The 16,015-nt window shown below is 42.3% G+C and carries 16 protein-coding genes; 6 read left to right on the top strand and 10 right to left on the bottom strand.

Annotation, left to right across the window (positions count from 1 at the left end):
• Positions 1–67 precede the first annotated feature (67 nt).
• The 4 genes from fabG to V6E90_RS01080 all read right to left on the bottom strand — a co-directional run bounded on the left by fabG (position 68) and on the right by V6E90_RS01080 (position 2,810).
• Positions 68–802 carry a 3-oxoacyl-ACP reductase FabG gene (fabG, locus tag V6E90_RS01095; protein WP_016541729.1) on the bottom strand — a complete coding sequence of 245 codons (735 nt, stop codon included), beginning with the start codon at positions 800–802 and terminating at the stop codon, positions 68–70.
• Positions 799–1,791, bottom strand: a complete 993-nt coding sequence (gene fabD, locus V6E90_RS01090; protein ID WP_332604256.1) for an ACP S-malonyltransferase — start codon at positions 1,789–1,791, stop codon at positions 799–801. The genes fabG and fabD overlap by 4 nt, the downstream gene beginning before the upstream one ends.
• A 197-nt stretch (positions 1,792–1,988) precedes the next feature.
• The gene (gene rpmF, locus V6E90_RS01085) at positions 1,989–2,174 is read right to left on the bottom strand and encodes a 50S ribosomal protein L32 (RefSeq protein ID WP_004638135.1); all 186 of its coding nucleotides are present in this window, start codon (positions 2,172–2,174) and stop codon (positions 1,989–1,991) included.
• Positions 2,175–2,249: 75 nt separating this feature from the next.
• Positions 2,250–2,810, bottom strand: coding sequence for a YceD family protein (locus tag V6E90_RS01080; RefSeq protein ID WP_016541727.1), 561 nt, complete (start codon positions 2,808–2,810; stop codon positions 2,250–2,252).
• Positions 2,811–2,906: 96 nt separating this feature from the next.
• On the opposite strand from V6E90_RS01080, the gene V6E90_RS01075 reads away from it, so the two are divergent.
• Positions 2,907–3,569 (top strand): elongation factor P hydroxylase, encoded by a 663-nt coding sequence (locus tag V6E90_RS01075; protein WP_065343503.1) that lies wholly within the window; start codon positions 2,907–2,909, stop codon positions 3,567–3,569.
• Positions 3,570–3,656: 87 nt separating this feature from the next.
• Entirely contained in the window at positions 3,657–4,274 is a 618-nt protein-coding gene (locus V6E90_RS01070; protein WP_004655282.1) for an L-threonylcarbamoyladenylate synthase, read from the top strand.
• A 10-nt stretch (positions 4,275–4,284) separates the two neighbouring features.
• Here the strand turns inward: V6E90_RS01070 and V6E90_RS01065 are convergent, their stop codons facing one another.
• The gene (locus tag V6E90_RS01065) at positions 4,285–5,001 is read right to left on the bottom strand and encodes a GNAT family N-acetyltransferase (RefSeq protein ID WP_332604254.1); all 717 of its coding nucleotides are present in this window, start codon (positions 4,999–5,001) and stop codon (positions 4,285–4,287) included.
• Between the two features lie 246 nt (positions 5,002–5,247).
• Here V6E90_RS01065 and V6E90_RS01060 point away from each other — a divergent pair, with 246 nt between their 5' ends.
• The 4 genes from V6E90_RS01060 to V6E90_RS01045 all read left to right on the top strand — a co-directional run bounded on the left by V6E90_RS01060 (position 5,248) and on the right by V6E90_RS01045 (position 8,233).
• Complete coding sequence (locus V6E90_RS01060) at positions 5,248–6,042, top strand: segregation and condensation protein A (protein WP_016541723.1); 795 nt, start codon at positions 5,248–5,250, stop codon at positions 6,040–6,042.
• Positions 6,039–6,638, top strand: a complete 600-nt coding sequence (scpB, locus tag V6E90_RS01055) for an SMC-Scp complex subunit ScpB (RefSeq protein ID WP_004655286.1) — start codon at positions 6,039–6,041, stop codon at positions 6,636–6,638. The genes V6E90_RS01060 and scpB overlap by 4 nt, the downstream gene beginning before the upstream one ends.
• A 42-nt stretch (positions 6,639–6,680) precedes the next feature.
• Entirely contained in the window at positions 6,681–7,628 is a 948-nt protein-coding gene (gene rluB, locus V6E90_RS01050; RefSeq protein ID WP_065343505.1) for a 23S rRNA pseudouridine(2605) synthase RluB, read from the top strand.
• 128 nt (positions 7,629–7,756) lie between these two features.
• Entirely contained in the window at positions 7,757–8,233 is a 477-nt protein-coding gene (locus tag V6E90_RS01045; RefSeq protein WP_262757320.1) for a hypothetical protein, read from the top strand.
• A gap of 73 nt (positions 8,234–8,306) precedes the next feature.
• On the opposite strand, the gene V6E90_RS01040 is transcribed toward V6E90_RS01045, so the two are convergent.
• From V6E90_RS01040 to V6E90_RS01020, 5 genes are read right to left on the bottom strand one after another with little or no spacing between them, the layout of a single operon-like run.
• A complete protein-coding gene (locus V6E90_RS01040) occupies positions 8,307–10,037 on the bottom strand; it encodes an ABC transporter ATP-binding protein (RefSeq protein WP_332604253.1) in 1,731 nt (576 codons plus the stop codon).
• A gap of 13 nt (positions 10,038–10,050) precedes the next feature.
• Complete coding sequence (locus tag V6E90_RS01035) at positions 10,051–11,193, bottom strand: ABC transporter permease (protein ID WP_332604252.1); 1,143 nt, start codon at positions 11,191–11,193, stop codon at positions 10,051–10,053.
• A gap of 10 nt (positions 11,194–11,203) precedes the next feature.
• A complete protein-coding gene (locus V6E90_RS01030; protein ID WP_332604251.1) occupies positions 11,204–12,142 on the bottom strand; it encodes an ABC transporter permease in 939 nt (312 codons plus the stop codon).
• Positions 12,143–12,154: 12 nt separating this feature from the next.
• Positions 12,155–14,173: a M3 family metallopeptidase gene (locus V6E90_RS01025; RefSeq protein WP_332604250.1), complete on the bottom strand. Its 2,019-nt coding sequence runs from the start codon at positions 14,171–14,173 to the stop codon at positions 12,155–12,157.
• 26 nt (positions 14,174–14,199) lie between these two features.
• On the bottom strand, positions 14,200–16,014 hold the full coding sequence (locus V6E90_RS01020; RefSeq protein ID WP_332605056.1) for an ABC transporter substrate-binding protein: 1,815 nt from the start codon (positions 16,012–16,014) through the stop codon (positions 14,200–14,202).
• Position 16,015: the final 1 nt, after the last annotated feature.

Raw genomic sequence — 16,015 nt, 5'->3', positions numbered from 1 at the left:
TGTGGCGTTTTAATTTGCCACTAGTTTAATTGAATATAAGATTTTTTAAAAGTTTATACATCGCCAGTTAGGCCATGTATAGACCACCATTTACGTGTAAAACTGTACCAGTAATGTAACTAGCCTTATCGCTGGCAAGGAAACTCACTGCATCAGCAATATCTTGAGGTTCACCTAGACGATTTAAAGCTACTTGATCAGTCATTTTTTTACGAATATCTTCGCTTAACTGATCAGTCATTTCAGTGGCAATGAAACCAGGTGCAACACTGTTCACTGTAATCTGACGGCTCCCCATCTCTTTGGCTAAGCTACGACTGAACGCTTCAATCCCTGCTTTTGCTGCGGAGTAGTTCGCTTGTCCAGGGTTGGCAAAGTGTGCAACCACTGAACTGATATTAATAATGCGACCAAAACGTGCTTTGGTCATGCCTTTCAATACGCGCTTAGATAAGCGGTAAACAGCTTTCAGATGGATATTGAGAATATCGTCCCAATCATCTTCAGACATCCGAAGCAACAAGTTATCTTTGGTAATGCCTGCATTGTTGACCAATACCAGCACTGAACCGTATTTTTGCTCAATGTCTGATACCAGTGCATCAATGGCTTCACCTTCACGAACATCGAGTACAGCGCCTGCTCCATGCTCAGCAAAGCTTTCTGTGAGTTTTTGCGCGCCTGCTTCAGAAGTCGCGGTACCTACTACAAAAAAACCGTCTTGAATGAGTTGCTGTGCAATCGCTGCGCCAATACCACGGCTTGCTCCTGTCACTAACGCAACTTTTCGTTGTTGTGTCATGCAATTTTTCCTTCTGCCACTAACACTGCGTTTAGGGCATCTTCCATACGTGCTTTGCTATCAATCGCAAATGCTTTTTCTATGTTCGGTAATCGCTTGGCAAGATTACTCAGTACCGTACCTGGTCCACATTCGACCACGTACTGAATACCCTGATCTTGCAGATATTGCATGGTCCGTGTCCATTGTACCGATTGGTACAATTGAGCGGTTAATGCCTGACCTAACTGAGCAACATCTGTCGCGATTTCCGCGTTGACATTTTGTATTACAGGAAGGCGTGGTAGCTCAATGGCAGTTTGTTCCAAAGCTTCAGCAAACTTTTCTGCAGCAGGTTTCATCAAGCTACAATGTGATGGTACAGAAACAGGCAACGCAATGGCCTTTCCTGATTGTTCTTTTGCATCTGCCATCACTTGCTGAACTAAAGCAGTGCTACCCGCAATCACAACTTGACCTTGTGCATTATAATTTGCCGCTTCAACCGAACCTTGCCCTGCAGCAGAAGCGTTGGCTTTTTGACAAAGCTCAATCACTTTTTCATCTGTTAAGCCAAGAATTGCAGCCATTGCGCCTGTCCCTTGTGGAACGGCACTTTGCATCAATTTGCCACGTAAATGCACCAATTTCACTGCATCAGCCAAAGTCATTGCCTCTGCTGCAACCAATGCGCTGTACTCTCCTAAAGAGTGGCCAGCCAAGTATTTCGGTGCAATACCACCCAGTTCCAACCAAACACGCCATAAGGCAATACTTGCAGTCAGTAACACAGGTTGGGTATTTTCAGTTTGGTCTAAACCCTCACCGCTTTGGGCAATCTGCCAAAGATCAAAACCTAGCGCTTCTGATGCTTCTGCAAATGTATCTTTAACGACACTAAACTGCTCTGCAAGTTCAGCCAGCATGCCCGCTTTTTGTGAGCCCTGACCTGGAAAAACAAATGCTGTTTTTGTTGCTTGAGCAGCCTGCTCAAGTCGTTTAGTCGACATATAAAAATCCTTAAAATGGTCTATCGCCAATTTCATCAACACGCATGATTTTACATGAGAATGACAATAGACTCTTTCCCGATGCGGCAATTTACCATTGATTAAATCGTTTTTTAATTGCGAAAAACAACAAAAAAGGGAGCTTTCGCTCCCATTTTTTCTATACTTTAAGCTAACGCTTAATGCATATGGTTCAATTATTCAGCATCAGCTGCTTTAGCGAATAATTGACGACCACGGTAAATACCGTCTTTAGTCACGTGGTGACGACGATGAGTTTCACCAGTAGTTTGGTCTACAGATAATGCATTCTCGGTTAAAGCGTCATGTGAACGGCGCATGTCACGGCGAGAGCGACTTTTACGGTTTTGCTGAACGGCCATGATGGCTCCTTACAAAGATCGAAAAAATGGATCAGAAACAAATTCAGTTGTCTTAACTCAACATTATATCACAAATTATGAGTTAAGTTTACCCTTCAAACTTGCCAAAACATCAAACGGGTTATCCCGCTTTTCTTCGACAACGTCCTGAATGGTAGGTCGATGCTTATGCTCACAAACATCATGCTTGGGAGATAAAGGCATCAACAATAACAGTTCATCTTCTAGTAGTGCGAGCAAATCAATCGAAGCAGGTGTATCAAAATCACCTTTTTTCGAAGACTCGCTTTCACCTAAAACGATGAAATCAGCATCCTCATCCAAGCGCTCTATCAGTGACTCATCATCGATCAAAGCCAAATGAAAACTTGAAGTAAGTTCAGTTTCAACAGTATCCAAACAACGTTGGCATTCCATTGGAACTTTCGCTTCAATATGTCCATCTAGCCATACAATGCGATGATATGCATCCATTGATAGCTTACAGTCTACGTTGATCAATCGATCATTAATTGATCCAACAGCTTCACGAGCGATACGAGCAAAGCGAGACAATGGCAGTGTGCCTGACCATGTAAAGCCCTGTTCAGCCCATTTAAACGGCTCAATCTGTGCCGGAAAGGTATTTGCTGACATAATTAAGGCGGCAATTCTACAAATTCATCGGTACTCTGTCAAAGATTAAGATACAATTTTGCACTTCTTTAGACAGAACTCGGGGTAAATTAAGCAATGCACCTGTTGCAGCCGCAACTTGAAGTAACAACTTCATTACTTGTAAGCACCCATTCAACCTCTGCTCCTGCATTAACGCCAGATCAAGTGCAACGCTCATCTTGGCAAAAGTTAACATCAGAACCAGAACAGGTCGATTGGCTTATTTTACACTTTAATCACTGGTTTTCCCACCATAATGTCACACTAGTTAAAGGTGATTTTGAACCAGAATATTTCCCAGCGACCAATGAGCACGCTGCAAGAATCCAATTTGCCCATGGTTTCTTTAATAGTGCCCTGCATGAAATCAGCCATTGGAGCATCTCTGGCGCACAACGCCGCCTATTGCCAGATCTAGGCTATTGGTATGCTCCAGATGGGCGAACCGCCGAACAGCAAGCCTTATTTGAGCAAGTGGAAATCAAGCCGCAAGCAATTGAATGGTTATTTGCGACTGCATTTGGTCGGAAATTTCGTGTCTCTTTGGATAATTTAACCGGCGATGGCGGCAACGGTCAGCAATTTAAAGATCATGTCTTTGCGCAAGTACAAGCTTATTTTTCTGGTAAAGCTAAATTGCCTCGAGACGCAGCGCATTTCATTGATTACATCTGTCATTGCACCCGAAATAGCACACCATTACAACTGAATGAATTTAAACGCGAAGACCTTGATTAAAAGACAAAATTGTCACATCTAATGCTTGCAACTTGACCTCAACACGTTTCATACTAAATTTAGCCATATAGATCAGGGAGTTCAAAGATGTTGCATTTACATATCCATCCTGAGAATCCACAGGCTCGCTTAATCACCCAAGCCGTTGAGCGTATTCGTGCGGGTGATGTTGTGGTTTATCCCACCGATGCAGCCTATGCCATTGGTTGCCAAATCGGGAATAAAAGTGCGATGGAACGGATTGCACAAATTCGTGGCCTAGGCCCTAAGCATCAATATGCCATTATGTGTTGTGACTTATCTGACATTGCAACCTATGCCAAAGTTGATAATGCCATGTATCGCTTATTGAAAAATAATACACCAGCGGTTACGACTTTTATTTTGCCCGCGACTAGCGAAGTGCCAAAGCGTTTAATGCATCCAAAGAAAAAAACCATTGGGTTACGTATTCCAAGCAATCCTGTTGCGCAAGCTTTATTACAAGAACTCGGTGAGCCGCTGTTAACCAGTACCCTGATTTTACCTGACCAAAAAGATCCGCTGGATGATCCTTATGATATTGAAAACCAGTTAGGCAAACGCATAGATGTATTTATCGACAGCGGCTTCGGTACCTTATCCACCACCAGTATCGTGGACTTATCTGGAGAAAATCCTGAAATCGTACGTCGTGGTGTCGGTGATGTCAGTGCTTTTGAGTAAGCACTGATCTTTAATCCATCAAAAAGTCAGACAATCGCTGCTTCTGAAAACCTTGCGCATCAAAATTATCTGGACTCAGCCATTGTTGATAGACTTTTTCTAAATCAGGCCATTCTTCATCAATAATTGAAAACCATGCCGTATTCCGATTATGCCCTTTAGTGATTCGATCTTGACGGAATAAGCCTTCATACTGAAAACCAAAACGTAAGGCTGCGGCTTTAGACGGTGCATTACAGTCATCACACTTCCACTCTACACGCCTAAAACCATGAGCAAAGCATTGTTGTAATAATAGGAATATCACTTCCGTTGAGGCTTTGGATTTCTTCATTCGATGAGAAAAATAGACATTACCGATTTCAATGGCACCCTGCTCTAACCTTGGGTTTAACAACGCAATCCAACCTTGAATCGCACCATCAATTTCAATTAAAAAATGCGAGGAAGCTTTAAAACCAAATAGATTTTGTAAATCCTGTTTTAACACAGCGTGGTTTTGCGGTGCAGCATATGGCAAATACGTCCAACAAGCAGCATTTTCTTCGGTTGCAACTGCATCCCAAATTTGACTTGCAGCCTGATCAGAGATTTCATTTACGATGTAAATCAATTTGACATATTGCCCATCTAGATGATGTTGAATTGGCTGACAAAATTGATGCTCTAGAGCAAAGCCAACCGTTTGCCCAAACTGATTCTGTTGTGTTTTTAAATAATGTTTCATGATGATTTATAATTGAAAGAAAGAACGGTTTTCGTTGTTAATTTAAGCATAAGTTTTTTATATGACCTAGCCGACTGCACATAAATAAATAAAATACCCTGAGAAATTTAAGGTTTTTGTAAGTCAGCAATTTATTAAATTGGCAATTTCGATTACAATAGGCCTGCTCTTGGTAGCATGTGCCTCTCTTTGCACAAAAAATTATATCTTTCATGCTTTTGAAAATTCGCGTGGCTTATAACGGTAATGAACCAAATTCTCCCCCAAACTTTGGAGTCCACTCCTTCCATTCGCGTGCTTGACGAGTGGCAAGAAGTCATACCTGAAGATTTGTATATCCCGCCTGCCGCGTTTGAAATTTTGCTGGAACAGTTTGAAGGTCCATTGGACTTTTTGATTTATCTGATTCAAAAAAATGGCTTTGATTTATTACAAGTCGATATTTCCCCGATTGCTACTCAATATCTATCTTATATGGATAGTATGAAATCGCTGAATATCGAGCTGACTGCTGACTATATGGTGATGGCTGCATTGCTTGCAGATTTAAAATCACGCTTACTGCTACCTAAACCAGCTGCTGTCGATCAATTCGAAAAAGATCCAAAACAAGAATTGATTGATCGTTTGGAAACTTATTTACGTATTAAACAAGCTGCTGAACGATTGGGGCAAATGCCGATCTTCGAGCGCGATACTTTTAGTACCAATGTCAGTATTGGACACATCGCTCCGATTTATGAAGGCTATGATGTTGCTGCCTTACACGATGCTTTATTTTGTGTCTTCAACCGGCCTGAACCGATCACCCATGTGGTAGCGCAAGAGCCCGTGCTATTAGAAGAACGTATTGCCTTTATTGAAAGCCAACTCGCATCAGGTGAGGCATTGAGTTTTATTGAATTATTAAACCCCATGCAAGGTCGGATGGGTATGGTCGTTACATTTATGGCAGTACTTGAGCTGACACGTCAGCAAAGAATTCAGATTATCCATACAGGCATTGAAGCTCCTTTAACCATTCAAGGAGTGAGCGCATGAGTTTAGATCAGTTTGAGCAAAATGAAGGCATGTCGTTTGAAGACATTCATCATGAAGTTTTATTGCAGATTGAAGCGATTTTATTTGCCAGTGACTCACCAGTTTCGCTTGCACGTCTAAAAGAAGCATTTCAAAACCAATATAATAAGCAACAATTACGCACGTTTTTACAGCAACTGGCAATGTTACAACATGGTCGTTCAATCGAGTTGATTGAAACGGCACAAGGTTTTCGCTTTCAAGTACGTGCTAAATATCGAAATGTTATTGCGCAGGTTTGGCCAGAGCGCCCAACCAAGTTGTCACCCTCATTACTCGAAACTGTCGCAGTGATTGCTTACCATCAACCCGTCACACGTGCCGATATTGAGCAGATTCGTGGTGTATCCAATAATAGCCAAAATTTAAGAACGCTTTTTGACTGGAACTGGATTAAAGAAGCTGGTTTCAGAGATTTACCTGGAAGACCTGCGTTGTTGATTACAACGCCCCAATTTTTAAATGCTTTTGGTCTAGCTTCGCTAGGTCAATTGCCTCCCCTGCAGAACGCCAAGGAAGCATTCATGACACTCGACGCACATGCGCCGAAGTCCTGAGAAAGGTGAACTGTTGATCATTATGTCTAAGGTTGTGCTGTCATGAGTGAAAAATTACAAAAGGTTTTAGCGAGAGTCGGGTTAGGCTCGCGTCGCTATATGGAGGAAGTCATTGCTGCTGGTCGTGTCAGCATTAATGGCCGTATTGCCCAAGTCGGTGAACGTATCGAACCAGGTGATGAACTCCGTATCGATGGTCGTAAAGTACAATTCCAAATTGAAGATGAAATTCGTCGTCGCGTATTAATTTACTATAAGCCGGAAGGTGAAATTTGCTCACGCAATGACCCTGAAAAACGCCCAACCGTATTTGATCATTTACCTCAAATCGCCAACGACCGTTGGGTGATGGTGGGTCGTCTGGATATTAACAGTACTGGCTTATTGTTATTCACCAATGATGGTGAGCTTGCCAACCGTTTAATGCATCCTTCAAACGAAGTTGAGCGTGAATATGCTGTTCGCGTGATGGGCGAAGTTACCCCACAAATTCGCAATAACATGCTGAAAGGTGTTGAGCTTGAAGATGGTCCAGCCAAGTTTGAATCATTCTCTGAAATCGGTGGTGATGGTATCAACCGTTGGTATCAAGTGGTGGTTAAAGAAGGTCGTAACCGCGAAGTCCGTCGTATCTTTGAATCACAAAGCTTAAAAGTCAGCCGTTTATTACGTACTCGTTACGGCACCGTCATTTTGCCACGTGAATTACGTACAGGTCGTTGGATGGAATTGGATAAAAGCGATATCGACAACTTGGCGAAATCAGTGGAATTGAAACCACGCCAAGGTACAGGTTTATTCGGTATGGCAAAACGCCGTACTGAACGTATGTCTGAAAAGCCAATGGCGGCACGTCGTGGCGGTTACTTGCGTCAGCAACGTCGTGATGATGAACAAGATCAATCACAGCAACAACGTCCAAGCGGCAATACCAACAATAACAATGGTCGTAAAACCATTGGCTTCAATAAAGGCTTTAAGAAGTTTTAATTGAAGATAAAAATGCAAGGTTAATAACCTTGCATTTTTTTTGAATAATAAAATATTTAGATACTGAGACACCACCTGTCTAATTGCTTTGTTAAAATTAAAAATTTAAATTTATAAGGAAGTTAAAAGTGAATATTTGGTCGTCAGTATCATCGGTTGCAGCAGTATATTCAGTTGAAAATAGTTTAAAAGTTTTTAATGATCCAGAAATAAGAAAAAAGCAAACACATGCGGAACAACTAAAAATTTATGAAATTATTCGTAATATTACCTGCGGAGGTGCAAATCTTACATTACAAGGAGGACAAGCAAGGACAACGGAATGGGAAAATTGTACTTTAAGTTTTAATAAATATGAGAACTTCAAACATCATAGTGGTAACTATCCAACAGCAAGTATTACAATGGCTGATGGAACTATTATCTTTCGTAGTCAAACAATAAATGAGAAACTCTATGTTACTGACTTCCGTTTTGGAAAATGGGTAGAACGAATTACAGCTTATTCTCAAGAAGTTACAGAGCAATATCAAAAAAACCAACAAGATAAAATAGCTCAAGAGAAAGCTGAAAAGCTCAAACCATTTTCAGAAATTGATTTTTAAATAAATATAGAGATAGAGAAAATAGCCTCTATCTCTCATGCATAAACCTATACTTATTAACTTTTCATTACTTCTAGTTTAAATAACCTCCTTGCGGAATTGCGGCTAACAACTTCTTGGTATATTCATGTTGAGGATGTAAATACAGTTGATCAGAATTGGCAATTTCAACTAATTCGCCATGATTCATCACCATCACTTGATCAGAAATGTATTTCACAACAGATAAGTCATGCGAAATAAAGATATAGCTCAGGCCAAACTCGTCTTGTAGGTCCTGCAACAAATTCAACACCTGCGCCTGTACCGACACATCCAGTGCAGAAACAGACTCATCACAAATCAAAATCTCTGGTTTCAAGGTCAAGCAACGTGCAATCGCAATCCGTTGTCGCTGTCCACCTGAAAACTCGTGTGGATAACGATCATAGGCTTGCACAGGCAAACTGACGCGCTCTAACAGTTCCAATGCCATCTTTTTACGCTCAGCATCATTCTGTCCTACACCATGAATCCGCATCGGTTCCAATAAAATCTGCCCGATGGTAAAGCGTGGATTGAGTGAAGCATAAGGGTTCTGAAAAATGATTTGAATTTTGCGTTGGTACTGACAAAACTCTTTCTCAGTCATCGCCAGAATATCTTTGCCACCAATCAAAGCCTGCCCACCCGTTGCCTCATGCAAACGCATCAACAGTAAACCGATGGTGGTTTTACCTGAACCCGACTCTCCAACGAGTCCCAAGGTTTTACCTTTCGCCAGTTGAAAAGAGACACCTTTCACCGCTTGAAATTCTTCGCGTCCCCACAAGCCCTTACGACTATAAAACGACTTTTTCAGGTCTTTGACCTCTAAAACAATGGGTTCATCACCAGTCAGACCACGAGCACGTTGTCTCAGATTTAAATCAGATAGATTGGTGGCTTCGATCAGTTGTCCATTTTCGTCCTGCTTCATAAAATCACTGGTCACAGGCAAACGGTATGGGCGAGTGGCCAACTGTGGACGACAATGCAGCAAAGCACGGGTATACACGTCTTGTGGTTGTTCCAGCACCTGTTCAACAGGGCCACTTTCACGAATTTCACCATGACGCATCACAATCACTTCATCTGCGATTTCACCCACCAAGGCTAAATCATGGGTAATAAACAGCATCGACATTTCATGACGTTGTCGTAAAGATTCTAATAAATCAATGATCTGCTTTTGGATGGTGACATCTAAGGCTGTGGTCGGCTCATCGGCAATCAATAACTTCGGTTCACAGGCAATCGCCATGGCAATCATCACCCGTTGCTGCTGACCACCTGAAAGCTGGCTCGGATAAGCATCAATCTTGGTTTCCGGTGCAGGAATACCCACTTCTTTCAGCAATTCAAGTACCCGTACTCTGGCCTGCTTGCGCCCCATGCCTAAGTGGATACACAACACTTCAGCAATTTGATCTCCCACGGTAAAGACAGGATTCAACGAGGACATCGGCTCCTGAAAAATCATGGCAATATCCTTACCACAAATTTTGCGAATCTCTTTGGCCGATAAGTTAAGTAAGTCTTTACCTTCAAAACAAATTTGACTGTGTTCAGCAATTTGGCTTTGCCCTTTTGGCAACAGCCCCATCACGGCTAAGGAAGTGACCGATTTACCACTGCCCGACTCCCCAACCAGTGCTACGGTTTTATTTTTAGGAATTGAAAATGAAATGCCTTTGACTGTTTCGATCCACTGCTTATTTTCACCCTTAAAGCTGACACGGAGATCATCGACACGTAATAGCGTTGTTTCATTCTGATATTGCATATTTGTCTCTCCGCTATTTCAACTTAGGATCTAAAGCATCACGTAAGGCATCGGTAAACATCGAAAATGCAGTGACTAACACAGCCATTGCGATGGATGCAGCAGCCAATTGCCACCATTTACCCAAGATCAGCTCACTTTGTGCTTCATTCAACATACTGCCCCAAGACACCACGCCAACAGGTACACCAAAACCAAGGAAGCTCAGAATCACTTCTGATTTAATGAATGACACCACCAAAATCGAAATCTGCACCAAAGCAATATGACTCACATTCGGAAAAATATGCACGAACATACGGCGCAGATGACTGACACCGATGGCTTTGGCTGCCAACACATATTCACGCGATTTATGTTTCATATATTCGGCACGAATCAGACGAAATACTCCCGTCCATCCCGTTAAACCCAAGATCAACACAATCGACAGAATGCCTTTTTGTTGTAGGACTGCCGCAATGGCCAATACCAATAACAGATAAGGAATCGAAGTAAAAATGTTATAGAACCAGTTCAGAACATCATCGACCCAACCGCCAAAATAACCTGCAATTGCACCCAAAAAAGTACCAATCACCACCGCCAATAATGCCGACAATAAACCGACCAGAATTGAAGTTTCAGCGCCTTTGATGGTTTTTAACAAGATATCTTGCCCCCACTTATCCGCCCCAAAAGGCAAAGTGGTTTTGAGTTCTTGTTTTTGATCGAGTAAATGCCCACCGAGTTGCTGATCAATCTGCTGCATATCCTCAGCCAAAGGATCAACCATGCCATAATTATCAATGACTGAACCACCTTGCTGTTCAGCCTGAATTTCGGCATTAAGCTGCTGAATCACATCTTTCAAGGGATCGACTGGATTTTCAGGCAAAGCGGCTGTGGTTTCACTATTGGATTTAATTTGATCTGACTCTGAATCTGCGCCTAAAAATGTCGGTGGTGCATAACTGACTGCAACTTCTTTATTCCAGTTTGAGGCAATTACCCCTGTCATCGATAAAGCGAGCAAGATGAAATAAAATAACACCACCAAAAAAGACACCACGGCAATTCGATCTGACTTCAATCGATTCAAGGCCAAATGCCAGAGTCCTGTTGATGCAGAAGATTCATTTGGGGAGGCTTTGCCTTTAAAAATTGTACTGAGCATCGTTATCCTCCTATTTCAACTGTACACGAGGATCGAGAAGCTTATAAATCAGATCAGCGATCAAGTTAAAAATCATGGTGATCGCAGCGATATATACGGTGATGGCTTTAATCACAGGAAAGTCACTACGCTCAACCGCAATAATAATTTCTCGACCAATGCCTGGAATACCAAAGAAACGTTCAATCAGGAAAGCACCAATCAATAAGGCTGGCAGACTGGCCATCACTTCAGTGACAATGGGAATCGAGGCATTCCGCAATACATGTACACCGAGGACCCGAGACTCGCCTACACCTTTAGCGCGCGCAGTCCGCACATAATCTTGGTTAATTTCATCGAGGACGAAACTGCGATATAAACGTAGCGTTGGAGCAATACTCACCACCAACATGATCAAGATCGGCAACAAGGCATAATGGAATAAGTTTTGACTAAAACTATCGCTCCAGCCCTGAACAGGGAACCAACTGAGTTGATAGGCCAACACATATTGGAAGATAATGATATACACCAAGATACTGATCGACATGCCAATGGTACACAGCATCATCACCATGCGATCGGTCAATGAACCACGCACTGATGCAACCGCCAATGCCAAGATGATTGAAATCACGGTTTGTAAAATGGTCAATGGAATCAATAAGGTCAATGATGGGCCTAATCGGGTCAGAATAATCTGTGAGACAGATTCGCCTGTACTCCAACTAGCACCATAATCGAAAGTCAGAATCTGTTTAATAAAAATCCACAGCTGTACATAATAAGGTTGATCGACCCCCAACTGTTTACGGATGTTTTCAATTTGCTCAGGGTTGGACATTTTTCCTGCCAAAATATATGCAGGATCGCCCCCCACCCAGTTAAACAAGAAGAAAATCAGCAAAATGACACCCAACATGGTCGGGATCATTTGCCATAGTCTACGCACGACATAAGCAAGCATAATGGCAAATCCTTATTTGACCCGTTGACCTGTAATTTCATTAAAGAAGGCTTTGTTATCTGGCTCTCTGCCTAAGAAGTCTTTGACCAGTTGCGCTGCATTCTTTTGACTGCCTTGTGACAAAATCGCCTGACGGTAGCGCTGTCCTACTTCTGGATTATTTAAGTTATCGCCAAAAGCCGACAACATATCCAAGGCCAATACTTCAGACCACATATAGCCATAATAGCCCGCTTGATAACCCATCAAATGGCCAAACTGACCAGGGAACTCAGTGTTCGGTACATAGCCCAATGCGGTTGCCGATTCCATTTTTTTCCAGACATCCATCGGCTGTACTTTGAGTGCATCTGCACCATGCAAAGCCATGTCATATTGTGCATATAGGGTTTGACGCGCATAACGTAGACCACGTCCATAGTTATGTACTGATTTAAGACGCTCAATCAGCGCATCATCTACGCGTGGACAAGCGGGGTCACAATAATCGGCTACTTTAGACAAGGTTTCTTTACGACGTGCCCACTCTTCATACATTTGTGATGGCGCTTCAACAAAGTCGCGCTCTACCGAGGTGCCTGACTGAGCTGAATAGCGAGTTTTCGATAAAATGCCATGCAGGGCATGACCAAACTCATGCACAAAGGTTTCTAGTTCGTCACTATTTAAACCTTTGCGGTTAAAGTTGGTGACCAACACTGAAATGGGTTTACGTTTGCTCAGCGTACTGCCGCCATATACACCCCAGACCGCAGCATGCCCGTACTTGCCTTCACGTGGGAATTTATCCATGTATAGGCCACCAAGGACTTCACCTGTTTTTTTGTCAGTGACGTCATAATATTCCACTTCATTTTGCCATGCATCGACTTTGGCTGGCTTAAATTCAATGCCATAAAGATCAGATGAAATCGCAAATAGCCACTTTTGTGCTGCTAAGGTTGGGAAATAATCACGCAGTTTTTCTTGGTCAATTTGGTATTTTTCTTTACGGAGTTTTTCACTCCAATAATTGACATTCCAACGGTTAATTTCAGCTTTTTCTACAGTTGTGTTCAAGGTCTTGGCTTTGAATGCACGTAACTCCTCCACTTCTTTTTGCTCAAGTGGTGCAACCACTTTGTGTACATCTGCCAAGAAGGTATTCACTGTTTTTGGCGTTTTCGCCATACGTTTCTTCAAAGCCCAATCGGCATAGCTTGGCTGGCCAAACAGCTGTGCCAGTTCATAACGTAAGTCGATAATCTGTTTAAGCAAGACTAAGTTCTTTTCTGTACCGCGACGTGTAAATGCAGTTTGATAACGTTTGCGTGCATCATCACTGTCGGCCAACTCCATAAAAGGTTGGTATTCTGGATATTCAAAGCCTAATAAATAATTGCCTTTATCATTTTTCTTTAGGCCTGAAATATAATTGTCTGGTAAGCCTTTCAGCTCGGCAGGCGTAAATTCTAATTTTTCTGGGTTATCCCGAATATTGCGGGAGAATTCTTGTGAAAGTTTGGTCAACTCATCAAAAATTGTTTTGACCCGTGCTCTTTTTGCAGGAGGAAGTTGTACCCCTGTATCTTCAAAGGCATCCAGAATATCTTGGCGGTACTTAGTATCGATTGCATCGTTGGCTTTGGTGTTTTTAAAACGTTGATACAGTTTTGGATTCTGATAAATTTCAGTTTGTAATTGATTCAGCTTAACTTCACAATCTTCAGCAGCTTGACGTAATTTGGCATCGGGATCAACATTGCTATATAAACTAATCGGCCCTGCAAAATCTTCAAAACTTGCCATCAACTGATCCCACTCTGCCAATACAGGTGTAGCATCAGATTGGGGTTTTACTGTTTGCTTTTCCAGTTGAGCAATCCGCTGTTTAAATGTCTGCAAGTTGGCATCACACCATTGAGCACTTTCACTGGTTTTTAAGATCGGTAACGTGGTTCTTGTATTTTCAGCCCAAATCGCTTGGCTCACTCCCGCAACCGCCATTGATAACAGTCCCAGTGTCGACAACTTCAATATTTGTTTCGCCATGCGCTTTCTCCAATTTAATCTGTTTGTTATTTCTTATCTTGAATATCGATGTACATCCATTCTGCTGGCAGAACAGGGTGTTTTTTATAACCCATCACACGCGGCTGCGCGACCACGGTACGGTAACGGGTCGACATAAATTGCACGGGTGAATAAAACTCTAACAACCGTGACATCTTGCGATACAGCATATCGCGTTCAGGGCCATCCTCAAGTCTCAATGATTGCTCATAGAGACGGTCATATTCAGGTAATTTGAAGCAGGTATGATTGGTTGCATGAATATTTTTGCCATAAAACAACTGCACAAAATTATCTGCGTCAGGATAATCTGCAATCCAAGCCGAAGCCTTAAACATGGTTTTACATTGTTTCTCCGCTTTTAAACCTTCCGCGAAAGGAACAGGCTTCGACACCATATTAATTTTAATATTGGTTAAATCTTTCTTGAGTAACTCGGCCATTTGCATACTTCGTGCACTGCTGGTCGATGGCATAAACTCAATCACTAAAGGTTTGCCATCAGGTAAGGTCCGCCAGCCATCTTGACCCACTTTATAATTATAGCGATCGAGTAATAAATTGGCCGCCTTCACCGAATAAGGGATGCTGCTTTTATAATTTGGATCATGCCCTGCGACACCATATGGAATCGGTGATTCTAATTTTTTGGCATTCCCCTTGGCCAAGACGGTGATAAATTTTTCTTTAGAAACTGCCATGGACATCGCGCGACGCAATGCAATCTTATCTTTACTAAAACCACCTACTACGGGGTTTTGGATGTTCCAATACAAATAATCAATCGAAGGATCTGAGATACGAGACAGTTGGATGCCCTTCTTGGCAAGTTGAGGTTTTAATGAACCATCAGATTGCAAAGCCTGTGCAGGTAATTCACCATCAAGTGTAAATAAATCCAAACCATCTTTTTGGAATGACAGCCAACCCGATTGTGATTCTTCAATCACCTGAATATCGACCACACCGATTTGTGGCATTTTTTTGCCTTGCATCTGTTGTACGATTTTTTGATCCTCTGGACTGCTGGCCTTAAAGTCCCATGTAAAACCACGATAGTCTGGATTTGCCTTCAATATAATCCGTGAACCTGGTGTCCAATGTGACAGTATATAAGGACCTGTTCCCACAGGCCGTCCCATCACATAGCCCGCCTTATCCCGATATTTTTCAATCACCTCTCGTGCCACTGCACCCGTGGGTTGATGTGCCAACAGCATCGGAAAATTATGATTCGGTTCTTTTAAACGAATGACCAAAGTATAACGATCTGGTGTTTGTATCCCAGCCATCGGCTGATCGTAATTAAATTTTCCTGTTTTACTGGCTTGTTGAATAAAAGGTTCTATTCCCACAATTTTATCTTCGAACAACCAGCTGTTTGGAGAATGCAAATTCGGATCAAGTAAACGTTTGAATGAATACGCATAATCCGCAGCGGTGAGCTCACGTGGCTTGCCTTTAAATGCAGGATCAGGGGTGAAATAAATCCCTTTCTGAATCCGAATGGTATAGGTCAACCCATCCGCACTCACTTCAGGTAAGGCCACTGCCGTTTTCGGTACCAACTTGGCGGGCGAAGCTAAATAATCATAGGTATAGAGCGTTTCAAAAATAGAATACAAGATATGTGCTGAATATAGATCTTGTGTCGCTACGGGATCAAATCCTGTTTCTGCCACTGGAAAGGCATAGCGTAAGACTTTTTTAGGATCGGCTGGGTTTTTCGCTTCTGCAAGCGAGCCCCCAAAACTCAGTGTTGTCCCCAGTAGCAGTGCCAGACAGCTCCGTTGCATCGAAAGTTTTAAATTTTGCTTCATC

Source organism: Acinetobacter sp. ESBL14 (genome assembly GCF_036668815.1).
In the GTDB taxonomy this organism is placed as follows: domain Bacteria; phylum Pseudomonadota; class Gammaproteobacteria; order Pseudomonadales; family Moraxellaceae; genus Acinetobacter; species Acinetobacter gyllenbergii.
Note: the sequence above shows the minus strand (reverse complement) of the source record. Positions and strands in the feature narration are given on the sequence as shown.

What these genes read in the sequence shown, in the direction of transcription:
- fabG (WP_016541729.1), bottom strand. Translation starts at nt 802, where the DNA reads ATGACACAACAACGAAAAGTTGCGTTAGTGACAGGAGCAAGCCGTGGT.
- fabD (WP_332604256.1), bottom strand. Translation starts at nt 1,791, where the DNA reads ATGTCGACTAAACGACTTGAGCAGGCTGCTCAAGCAACAAAAACAGCA.
- rpmF (WP_004638135.1), bottom strand. Translation starts at nt 2,174, where the DNA reads ATGGCCGTTCAGCAAAACCGTAAAAGTCGCTCTCGCCGTGACATGCGC.
- V6E90_RS01080 (WP_016541727.1), bottom strand. Translation starts at nt 2,810, where the DNA reads ATGTCAGCAAATACCTTTCCGGCACAGATTGAGCCGTTTAAATGGGCT.
- V6E90_RS01075 (WP_065343503.1), top strand. Translation starts at nt 2,907, where the DNA reads ATGCACCTGTTGCAGCCGCAACTTGAAGTAACAACTTCATTACTTGTA.
- V6E90_RS01070 (WP_004655282.1), top strand. Translation starts at nt 3,657, where the DNA reads ATGTTGCATTTACATATCCATCCTGAGAATCCACAGGCTCGCTTAATC.
- V6E90_RS01065 (WP_332604254.1), bottom strand. Translation starts at nt 5,001, where the DNA reads ATGAAACATTATTTAAAAACACAACAGAATCAGTTTGGGCAAACGGTT.
- V6E90_RS01060 (WP_016541723.1), top strand. Translation starts at nt 5,248, where the DNA reads ATGAACCAAATTCTCCCCCAAACTTTGGAGTCCACTCCTTCCATTCGC.
- scpB (WP_004655286.1), top strand. Translation starts at nt 6,039, where the DNA reads ATGAGTTTAGATCAGTTTGAGCAAAATGAAGGCATGTCGTTTGAAGAC.
- rluB (WP_065343505.1), top strand. Translation starts at nt 6,681, where the DNA reads ATGAGTGAAAAATTACAAAAGGTTTTAGCGAGAGTCGGGTTAGGCTCG.
- V6E90_RS01040 (WP_332604253.1), bottom strand. Translation starts at nt 10,037, where the DNA reads ATGCAATATCAGAATGAAACAACGCTATTACGTGTCGATGATCTCCGT.
- V6E90_RS01035 (WP_332604252.1), bottom strand. Translation starts at nt 11,193, where the DNA reads ATGCTCAGTACAATTTTTAAAGGCAAAGCCTCCCCAAATGAATCTTCT.
- V6E90_RS01030 (WP_332604251.1), bottom strand. Translation starts at nt 12,142, where the DNA reads ATGCTTGCTTATGTCGTGCGTAGACTATGGCAAATGATCCCGACCATG.
- V6E90_RS01025 (WP_332604250.1), bottom strand. Translation starts at nt 14,173, where the DNA reads ATGGCGAAACAAATATTGAAGTTGTCGACACTGGGACTGTTATCAATG.
- V6E90_RS01020 (WP_332605056.1), bottom strand. Translation starts at nt 16,014, where the DNA reads ATGAAGCAAAATTTAAAACTTTCGATGCAACGGAGCTGTCTGGCACTG.